Origin of the sequence: Burkholderia sp. E168m23, from assembly GCF_016586125.1 — a bacterium.
In the GTDB taxonomy this organism is placed as follows: domain Bacteria; phylum Pseudomonadota; class Gammaproteobacteria; order Burkholderiales; family Burkholderiaceae; genus Burkholderia; species Burkholderia orbicola.
Genome location: NZ_BCPP01001268.1, coordinates 1 through 1,592, shown reverse-complemented (window position 1 = coordinate 1,592; position 1,592 = coordinate 1). Strand labels below are relative to the sequence as shown.

The 1,592-nt window shown below is 63.1% G+C and carries 2 protein-coding genes and 1 pseudogene; all 3 read left to right on the top strand.

Annotated elements, in window-relative coordinates:
• Window positions 1-1,198 (top strand): annotated as a pseudogene (locus tag JMF90_RS36425) (hypothetical protein); the annotation flags it as partial.
• Window positions 1,195-1,383 carry a hypothetical protein gene (locus tag JMF90_RS36420; protein ID WP_201317497.1) on the top strand — a complete coding sequence of 63 codons (189 nt, stop codon included), beginning with the start codon at window positions 1,195-1,197 and terminating at the stop codon, window positions 1,381-1,383. The pseudogene JMF90_RS36425 and the gene JMF90_RS36420, both read left to right, overlap by 4 nt.
• Window positions 1,380-1,520, top strand: coding sequence for a hypothetical protein (locus tag JMF90_RS36415; protein WP_201326282.1), 141 nt, complete (start codon window positions 1,380-1,382; stop codon window positions 1,518-1,520). The genes JMF90_RS36420 and JMF90_RS36415 overlap by 4 nt, the downstream gene beginning before the upstream one ends.
• The last annotated feature ends 72 nt before the right edge of the window (window positions 1,521-1,592 follow it).

Here is a 1,592-nt window from a genome sequence, read left to right as displayed (position 1 = left end):
GCAGCGCTGGATTCGCGCGGTCAAAGATGCTGCGCCGCTATTCTGCTCATCCGCTGTCGAGCAGCCCGGATCGATCACGACGCAAATCGCACTCGCCGCAATCGAGACGTTCGAGATCGTCGGCGAGAGCAATGATTCGCGCGAGCCGAACGCCGACGACCGTTTCATCCTGACCGAGTTCATCGCGCACGCGTTCGGCGGCTTCCGCGTCGAGCAGCCCGCAGCAGCGCCGACCATAGAGCACAACTTGCAAGGGATCGCTCGCATCGATCTTGAACTGGTCGAGCGTGAGGCGCGTGCGTTTGCCCGTACCCCACCGGCACCCGCGCCGACCGACGAGCGAGCGGCGTTCGTGAAGCTGATGGGCTACGACCGCCCTGAAACGGAAGGCGTTGCCGTGGACGTGTGGGACAGCCAACGTGCGACGTGGCTCGAAGCGCTCGCCTTTGCCCACGCCCCCCTCCGCGAACGCGACAGGACGGAAGGAACGATGGCGCTGCCGCATTGGTTCGAAACGTTCCTGACGAACGTGTGCGAAATCCCTGACCGCAACAGCCCTGAAGGTGAACCGGATGCGATTGTCGCGACGCTGGACGAGCTGCGCGACTGCGCGCTCAACGCGATCGAGCAATGCGGATCGTGGGCCGCCCCCGCGCAGGCGGCGGAACCGGTTGGCGAGATCGTCGCGTTCGGGCCGGATCTGAAGGAGGTTTCGTGGCGTGCCGGGAAGATGCCCGAGATCGGCACGAAGCTCTACGCCGCCCCGCAATCTCCCGCGCAGGCAGAGGCTCTGGAGGGGCTGACGACCGATCGCGCGTTTGCGCTGTACATGCTTGCGCGCACAATGAGTGATTCGGAACGCTGGATCAGTGAGCTGCGCAAGTCGATCACCGCTAATTCAGGCCAGGCCGCCGGTGCCGAGGTGTCGCCCGACGATCAGCGGGACGGCACGCGCTGGCGCACGCTGATGAAGAAAGGTGAGCCGGAGGTCTATGTCGAACGCACGGAGCGCCGTGTGATTCAACGTACGTCAGCCGTCGCGTTCTCCAGCCCGAATCTCACCGACAACATAGGCGTCAGCACAACGTCCGAGATGTTGGTCAAGCGGTACTCGATATTTGCGTGGTGGTCGCGCGAGAACGAATATCGAACGTTCACCGAAGCCGTCGACGCGATCGCAGCGGGCGCGATCCAATGAAGCTGACCGACGTCGAAGTGTTCGCGATCCGCGCGGCCGCCCTACCTGAACACCTGCGCGAGAAGCTGTATCCGGAGCTGATGGTGCGCTGCTCGGCCTGCGACGGAACGGGCGACGTGCACGACGCTGCCGGCGAATGGCGCGGCGTGTGCACGGCCTGCAACATGTCGGGAGACCCATCATGAGCAAGTACCGGAAGCTCGATACGCTGATCCTCGGCGAGATCAGCGAAAAACCGCGTCGCTTCGACAGCATATTTGCTGTGGCAGCGGTCTATGCCGAATGCCGTGAATTCTGGAGGTATCCGGAATTCCGTGTGTGAGGCGGGTTGAGATTCAGACTCCAATGTTGAATCGTTCCGGGTAAAGCAGTGCGAACTGCGTCATCGCGCTCT

Excerpts from the sequence above, each read along its gene's own strand:
- JMF90_RS36420 (WP_201317497.1), top strand. The coding sequence starts at position 1,195 with ATGAAGCTGACCGACGTCGAAGTGTTCGCGATCCGCGCGGCCGCCCTA.
- JMF90_RS36415 (WP_201326282.1), top strand. The coding sequence starts at position 1,380 with ATGAGCAAGTACCGGAAGCTCGATACGCTGATCCTCGGCGAGATCAGC.